This is a genomic window from Streptomyces sp. CO7 (assembly GCF_053474865.1).
Window position 1 is genome coordinate 359,978 of the sequence record NZ_JBRIOU010000003.1, and the last position, 6,630, is coordinate 366,607.

Sequence of the window (6,630 nt, forward strand, 5' to 3'; positions counted from 1 at the left end):
GTCTCTGTCGGCTCATGGGCCGGAGGCTACTGACGCGTACATGCAAGAGCGAGCGAACTCACAAGAGTTCGCCCGCTCTTCCACAGCTATTCGGCCACCGGCCGGGGCCGGCCCGGAATCAGCCCTTCAGGGCCTTGTCCATGGCCGCGGTGAAGTCCTCGACCGTCATCGGCGCGTTCTGGCCGTTGGCGTCGGTGACGATCTTGCCGTCCATGACGAGGGACGGGGTGCCGCCGAAGCCGTACTTCTTGCCGTCGGAGTCGAACTTCTTGCTCATGTCGATCGCCCAGCGGTCGAAGGTGCCGTCCTTGACGTCCTTCTCGAAGTCCTTGTTGCCCTTGAGGGCGTCGACCGAGTTGGCGACCTTGATCAGTAGGCGTCGTCGGCGAACTTGTCGGTGGACTCCTCCGGGTGGAACTTCGCGGAGTACAGGGCGGCCTTGTAGTCGAGGAACGCCTCGGGGCTGACGTCCAGCGCGGCGCCCAGGGCGCTCAGGGCGTTCTTGGAGCCCTCGCCCGTGAGGTTGCCGTCGAGGAAGGTGGCGCCGACGAACTGCACCTTGTACTTGCCGTCGTCCATGCCCTTGCGGAGCGTCTCGCCGACGGTCTGCTCGAAGGCGGCGCACACCGGGCAGCGCGGGTCCTCGTAGACGGCCAGGGTCTTCTTGGCCTCGGCCTTGCCGATGACGACGTTCAGGCCGTTCTTGCCCTCGGTGTTGGCGGGCGCGACCAGCTTCGCGGTCTCGGCCGCCTCCCAGGCGGAGGGCTTGTTGGCCTGGGCGATGCCGTAGGCGACGCCGCCGGCTATCGCGAGGCCGGCCACGACGGACACGGCCACGACGACCTGGCGCTTGGTCTTCGCGCGCTTGGCCTCGCGCTCGCGCTCCTGACGCAGGCGCTCGCGGGCGGCGTTCTTGGCGGCCTGGGAGTTGCGCTGGCTCATGGGGATCTCCTGAACAAGGGGGAAGGAAGGCACGGGAAAAGGTGTGGGGCTGGAAAGCCGAGGAGCCGCGAGGGCTCGGGAGGCCGACCGCGTCCGCGGTCGCGTCACGGCACGCCCGCACGCGAGGGCAGCCTGGTGACGGGCTGCGGCGGGGCCGGGCCGGGGCCGAGAGAGGGCCGCGGGTCAGGCGGCGGCGTACGCGGCGGGAGGCCCGCGCAGCCCGAGGGAGCGCACCAGGTACCGGATCCGCGGCGCGGCCGGCGCGGTGGCGCGGACGACGGGCCGCGGCACGCGGACGGCGGGCGCGGCGACGGTGGCGAAGGCCACCAGCAGCGGACGGAAGGTGGTCGCGGCGACCGCGCGCAGCACCTGGCCCACCGCACGCTCGCCGCGGCTCAGCCAGGCGGCGGCCAGCAGCCCCACCCCGACGTGACAGGCGAGCAGCGCCCAGGCCGCGCCCGGCCCGCTCCCGGCGAGCACCGCGGCGGCGCCCTCCGGGGAGGCGGCGGGCGTCAGGGACGCGCCCACCGGGCTGCCGGCGCAGAGCAGGTCGAGGCCGACGGAGTGCAGGGGGCCGGTCACCGGCCCGCCGGCCGCGCCGTAGCAGGCGTGCTGGCCGGAGGTGAAGACCGTGTCGACGGCGAGTTCCAGGGGGACCAGCAGGGCCGCGATCGACCCGAAGCGGCGCTCCCGGCCGGCCAGCGCCCAGGCCGCCACGAAGACGGCCGCACAGACCGCGGTCACCGTGGACAGCGGCAGCGGCGCGCCCGAGAGCAGCACGTGGGACGCGCTGCCGACCGTCACGGCCAGTGCCGTGAACAGCACCGCGCGCGCGGCTCTCAGGGGGGCCCGGGACCTGTCCATCTCGCGGAAAGTCTGGCACGCCGCTGGTTAAAGGACTGGTAAAAGGTGACGGCGGCCACCGGCCGGAGCCGGGAAGGTTCCCGATGCCCCGGGTTGTCGGCGGCGGGGCATAGAATTCGAGACCGACCCGTCGGACCACGCGCACCCCCCGACCCGTGCTCCTCAGGAGGCCCCACCCGTGTCGAAGCCGCCCTTCACGCACCTGCACGTCCACACCCAGTACTCGCTGCTGGACGGTGCCGCGCGGCTCAAGGACATGTTCCAGGCCTGCCAGGACATGGGCATGACGCACATCGCCATGTCCGACCACGGCAACCTGCACGGGGCCTACGACTTCTTCCACACCGCGAAGAAGGCCGGGATCACGCCGATCATCGGCATCGAGGCGTACGTCGCGCCCGAGTCGCGGCGCAACAAGCGCAAGATCCAGTGGGGCCAGCCGCACCAGAAGCGCGACGACGTCTCCGGTTCCGGCGGTTACACCCACAAGACCATCTGGGCGGCGAACGCCACCGGCCTGCACAACATCTTCCGGCTCTCCTCGGACGCCTACAAGGAGGGCTGGCTGCAGAAGTGGCCCCGGATGGACAAGGAGACCATCTCCCAGTGGTCCGAGGGCCTGATCGCCTCCACCGGCTGCCCCTCCGGGGAGGTTCAGACCCGGCTGCGGCTCGGCCAGTTCGACGAGGCGGTCAAGGCGGCCGCCGACTACCAGGACATCTTCGGCAAGGACCGGTACTTCCTGGAGCTGATGGACCACGGCATCGACATCGAGCACCGGGTCCGTGAAGGCCTCCTGGAGATCGGGAAGAAGCTCGGCATCCCGCCGCTGGTCACCAACGACTCGCACTACACCTACGCGCACGAGGCCACCGCCCACGACGCGCTGCTGTGCATCCAGACCGGCAAGAACCTCTCCGACCCCGACCGCTTCAGGTTCGACGGGACCGGCTACTACCTGAAGTCGACGGAGGAGATGTACGCCATCGACTCCTCCGACGCCTGGCAGGAGGGCTGCCGCAACACCCTCCTGGTCGCCGAACAGATCGACACCACCGGCATGTTCGAGAAGCGCGACCTCATGCCGAAGTTCGACATCCCGGAGGGCTACACCGAGGTCACCTGGTTCCAGGAGGAGGTCCGCCGCGGCATGGAGCGCCGCTACCCGGGCGGCATCCCCGAGGACCGGCAGCGGCAGGCCGACTACGAGATGGACGTCATCATCCAGATGGGGTTCCCGGGCTACTTCCTGGTGGTCGCCGACTTCATCAACTGGGCCAAGGACAACGGCATCGCGGTGGGCCCGGGCCGAGGCTCCGCGGCCGGCTCGATCGTCGCCTACGCGATGGGCATCACCGACCTCGACCCGATCCCGCACGGCCTGATCTTCGAGCGCTTCCTCAACCCCGAGCGCGTCTCCATGCCCGACGTCGACATCGACTTCGACGAGCGCAGGCGCGTCGAGGTGATCCGGTACGTCACCGAGAAGTACGGCGCCGACAAGGTCGCCATGATCGGCACCTACGGCACCATCAAGGCCAAGAACGCCATCAAGGACTCCGCCCGCGTCCTCGGCTACCCGTACGCGATGGGCGACCGCCTCACCAAGGCGATGCCCGCCGACGTCCTCGGCAAGGGCATCCCGCTCTCCGGCATCACCGACCCCAAGCACCCCCGTTACTCGGAGGCCGGCGAGATCCGGTCGATGTACGAGAACGAGCCGGACGTCAAGAAGGTCATCGACACCGCCATGGGCGTCGAGGGCCTGGTACGGCAGATGGGCGTGCACGCCGCCGGCGTCATCATGTCCAGCGAGACCATCACCGACCACGTCCCGGTCTGGGTCCGGCACACCGACGGCGTCACCATCACGCAGTGGGACTACCCGAGCTGCGAGTCGCTCGGCCTGCTGAAGATGGACTTCCTCGGCCTGCGCAACCTCACGATCATGGACGACGCCGTCAAGATGGTGAAGGCCAACAAGGGGATCGACATCGATCTCCTGAGCCTCCCGCTCGACGACCCGAAGACCTTCGAGCTCCTCCAGCGGGGCGACACACTCGGCGTCTTCCAGTTCGACGGCGGCCCCATGCGCTCCCTGCTGCGCATGATGAAGCCCGACAACTTCGAGGACATCTCCGCCGTCTCGGCCCTCTACCGGCCGGGCCCGATGGGCATGAACTCGCACATCAACTACGCGCTGCGCAAGAACAAGCAGCAGGAGATCACGCCGATCCACAAGGAACTCGAGGAGCCCCTCGAGGAGGTCCTGGCGGTCACCTACGGCCTGATCGTGTACCAGGAGCAGGTGCAGAAGGCCGCCCAGATCGTCGCCGGCTACTCGCTCGGCGAGGCCGACATCCTGCGCCGCGTGATGGGCAAGAAGAAGCCCGACGAACTGGCCAAGAACTTCACCATCTTCCAGGCCGGCGCCCGCAGGAACGGCTACAGCGACGAGGCGATCCAGGCGCTCTGGGACGTGCTGGTGCCCTTCGCCGGCTACGCGTTCAACAAGGCGCACTCCGCCGCCTACGGCCTGGTCTCCTACTGGACGGCCTACCTCAAGGCCAACCACCCGGCCGAGTACATGGCCGGTCTGCTCACCTCGGTGAAGGACGACAAGGACAAGTCCGCGGTCTACCTCAACGAGTGCCGCCGCATGGGCATCAAGGTGCTCCCGCCGAACGTCAACGAGTCCGAGCCCAACTTCGCCGCCCAGGGCGACGACGTGATCCTCTTCGGCCTCTCCGCGGTCCGCAACGTCGGCTCCAACGTCGTCGACTCGGTGATCAGGACCCGCAAGGCCAAGGGGAAGTTCTCCTCCTTCCCCGACTACCTCGACAAGGTCGAGGCCGTGGTCTGCAACAAGCGCACCACCGAATCGCTGATCAAGGCCGGCGCCTTCGACTCCATGGGGCACACCCGCAAGGGGCTGATCGCCCAGTACGAGCCGATGATCGACAACGTGGTCCAGGTCAAGCGCAAGGAGGCCGAGGGCCAGTTCGACCTCTTCGGCGGCATGGGCGACGAGGGCGCCGACGAACCGGGCTTCGGGCTCGACGTCGAGTTCTCCACCGACGAGTGGGAGAAGACCTACCTGCTCGCCCAGGAGCGGGAGATGCTCGGCCTGTACGTCTCCGACCACCCGCTCTTCGGCCTGGAGAACGTCCTGTCCGACAAGGCGGACGCCGGCATCGCCCAGCTCACCGGCGGCGACTACGGCGACGGCGCCGTCGTCACCATCGGCGGCATCATCTCCGGCATCCAGCGCAAGATGACCAAGCAGGGAAACGCCTGGGCCATCGCCACCGTCGAGGACCTGGCCGGCTCCATCGACTGCATGTTCTTCCCCGCCACCTACCAGCTGGTCTCCACCCAGCTCGTCGAGGACGCCGTCGTCTTCGTCAAGGGCCGCCTCGACAAGCGCGAGGACGTGCCGCGGCTGGTCGCCATGGAGCTGATGGTCCCCGACCTGTCCAACGCCGGGACCAACGCGCCGGTGGTGCTCACCATCCCGGCCACCCGCGTCACCCCGCCCATGGTGACCCGGCTCGGGGAGATCCTCTCCAGCCACAAGGGCGACAGCGAGGTGCGGATCAAGCTCCAGGGCCCGCGCAAGACGACGGTGCTGCGCCTGGACCGGCACCGGGTGAAGCCCGACCCCGCCCTCTACGGCGACCTCAAGGTGCTGCTCGGCCCGTCCTGCCTGGCGGGCTGAGCCGGGCGGGATCCACGGCCGCAAAACGCTTCAGGGGCCCGCCTCGGCTCGCGGTGCGAGCCCGGGCAGGCCCCTGAGGGCGCGACGTGCGCGACGTGCGCGTCAGTCGTGCGTCAGTTGTGGCCGAAACGGCGCTGCTTGTTGCGCGCGACGTCCGCCGGGCTGCCCTGGACCTGCGCGACCGTGGACTGCGGCGCGGCCTCGTCCGAGCGGTGCTGCGGACGGTCCGACCGGGCGGCGCGCTGGGCGGGCTTGCGGGTGTTCTTGTTCTTGGCCATGGTGATCTTCCTCCTGTGGGGGAATCGGTGGGCCAGAGCCGAATTCAGATTCACACAGGCCGCTCACGCACGCATGTCGGACGACTACCGTCTGTGACAGGCCCGTTGGGGCGCCGCACCGCCAAGGGCCGCGGCGGCCCGGCGCCGCACGGCCAAACGCCACGCCGAAGATCGAGTTCGGGCCGTGTGGACCCTCGTGCTGGGGCAGACTCGAAGCGAGCCCGAAGCACACCTCCCCGGACAGAGGAAAGAGGGTGACCGCGTGGACCGCTGCATCGTCCTGGTGGACGCCGGATATCTGCTGGGTGCCGCCGCCAGCCTCCTCGCCGGAGAGCCCTCGCGGTCCCGCATCTCCGTCGACCACGCCGCCCTCATCCAGGGCCTGCGCGAACGCGCGGAGGCCGACACCCGGCAACCCCTGCTGCGCATCTACTGGTTCGACGGAGCCCCCGACCGGGTCCCGCAGCCGGAGCACCGCAGACTGCGGGTGATGCCACGCGTCACCGTCCGCCTCGGCGCCCTCACGCGCTCCGAGGGACGCTGGGCGCAGAAGGGCGTCGACGCGGCCATGCACGCCGAACTGACCGAACTGGCCCGCAACCGCGCCTGCTCCGACATCGTCCTGGTGACCGGCGACGGCGACCTGCTGCCCGGGATGATGTCCGCCAAGGAGCACGGCGTCGCCGTCCACCTCTGGGCCGTGCAGGCCGCCGACAACAACTACAACCAGTCCGAGGACCTGGTCGCCGAGGCCGACGAACGGCGCGTCCTCGACCGGGCCTGGATCACCCAGGCCGTCCGCGCCCGCGACCTGACCGGAGCCTGCCC

At 69.5% G+C, this 6,630-nt stretch carries 4 protein-coding genes and 1 pseudogene; 2 read left to right on the plus strand and 3 right to left on the minus strand.

The annotated features are described in order from the left end of the window. Positions 1–118: 118 nt before the first annotated feature. Both ACOV8S_RS11550 and ACOV8S_RS11555 read right to left on the minus strand, forming a co-directional pair. Positions 119–942 (minus strand): annotated as a pseudogene (locus ACOV8S_RS11550) (thioredoxin domain-containing protein). Between the two features lie 183 nt (positions 943–1,125). Then, the gene (locus ACOV8S_RS11555; protein WP_448317692.1) at positions 1,126–1,806 is read right to left on the minus strand and encodes a hypothetical protein; all 681 of its coding nucleotides are present in this window, start codon (positions 1,804–1,806) and stop codon (positions 1,126–1,128) included. A gap of 178 nt (positions 1,807–1,984) precedes the next feature. Between ACOV8S_RS11555 and dnaE the strand changes: the two genes are divergently transcribed. Beyond that, complete coding sequence (gene dnaE / locus ACOV8S_RS11560) at positions 1,985–5,524, plus strand: DNA polymerase III subunit alpha (protein WP_448317693.1); 3,540 nt, start codon at positions 1,985–1,987, stop codon at positions 5,522–5,524. 113 nt (positions 5,525–5,637) lie between these two features. Here dnaE and ACOV8S_RS11565 read toward each other — a convergent pair whose 3' ends face one another. After that, a complete protein-coding gene (locus tag ACOV8S_RS11565) occupies positions 5,638–5,802 on the minus strand; it encodes a hypothetical protein (protein ID WP_448317694.1) in 165 nt (54 codons plus the stop codon). Positions 5,803–6,064: 262 nt separating this feature from the next. Here ACOV8S_RS11565 and ACOV8S_RS11570 point away from each other — a divergent pair. Further along, a partial coding sequence (locus ACOV8S_RS11570; protein ID WP_448317695.1) for an NYN domain-containing protein occupies positions 6,065–6,630 on the plus strand: 566 nt, incomplete at its 3' end.